Genomic DNA, 770 nt, shown 5'->3' on the forward strand with positions numbered 1-770 from the left:
TCCAGTCTCAAAAAAGGGGTGTTTCTAACTGTCCCGGAAGGACAGGTTTCTGTCAGCGCGGCTGAACTCCTCATCCTTCGATGATAGCCGCATATTATATTTTCTTGTCAGCGGCAGGTATTGGTGCGGCTATCGTCTTCAGGATTCGTCAGACAAGCCGCTAGGGGCGACAGAAGCCTGTCCTTCCGGGGCAGTAAGAAACATCTCCTTTTTTTCCAATGGAACACGAAATACGCCCCCCGCAGCCGGAAGGGACAAAACCGCCCCGCCGTCTCCGGGCAAAGTCCCAGGCTCCACAGCCCGCAAAGAGAGGCGGCCCGCCAAGGTTTTTATCTACATCCATTCGGATGTGGCAAGGAATCCCTGTTTTGCGGAGATGTCATCAAGGCCGGCGAGATAATCAATGGTACATCCGAAAGCAAGGGAAATCTTTAAGACACTCTTTAATGAAGGATTACAGATCTTGCCACTGGCAATTTTTTTGATAGTTTCATACGGTACACCGGATTTGTCAGACAAAATTTTCAAAGACCAGTTATGCGCAGACAATTGACTGGATATTCTGCACATAAGAACCTCCGCAAGCTTCAACTCTTCTTTCTTTTGATCATAAACATCCATCTCATTCTCCTTCTTTCCTGATACAACTTAATTTTCTGCTTTTGCAACTGTTCAGTACATTCACAATCATTTCTTTTTTTCCTCATCAGTCTCATTTGGACTTTGGGCTTTTCGATACCCCTCGGGCAGTTGGGAGTGTGGTTTGTGGG

At 47.0% G+C, this 770-nt stretch carries 2 protein-coding genes; both read right to left on the minus strand.

Translation table 11 applies throughout. From position 1 onward, the window contains the following. Nucleotides 1-333 precede the first annotated feature (333 nt). Nucleotides 334-621 carry a helix-turn-helix domain-containing protein gene (locus HMPREF1548_RS16195; RefSeq protein WP_021637420.1) on the minus strand — a complete coding sequence of 96 codons (288 nt, stop codon included), beginning with the start codon at nt 619-621 and terminating at the stop codon, nt 334-336. Then, nucleotides 588-770 (minus strand): hypothetical protein (locus tag HMPREF1548_RS30250; protein WP_207644064.1); only part of this gene is annotated, 183 nt, incomplete at its 5' end. The genes HMPREF1548_RS30250 and HMPREF1548_RS16195, both read right to left, overlap by 34 nt.

Origin of the sequence: Clostridium sp. KLE 1755 (assembly GCF_000466465.2) — a bacterium.
Classification (GTDB): Bacteria; Bacillota; Clostridia; order Lachnospirales; family Lachnospiraceae; genus Eisenbergiella; species Eisenbergiella porci.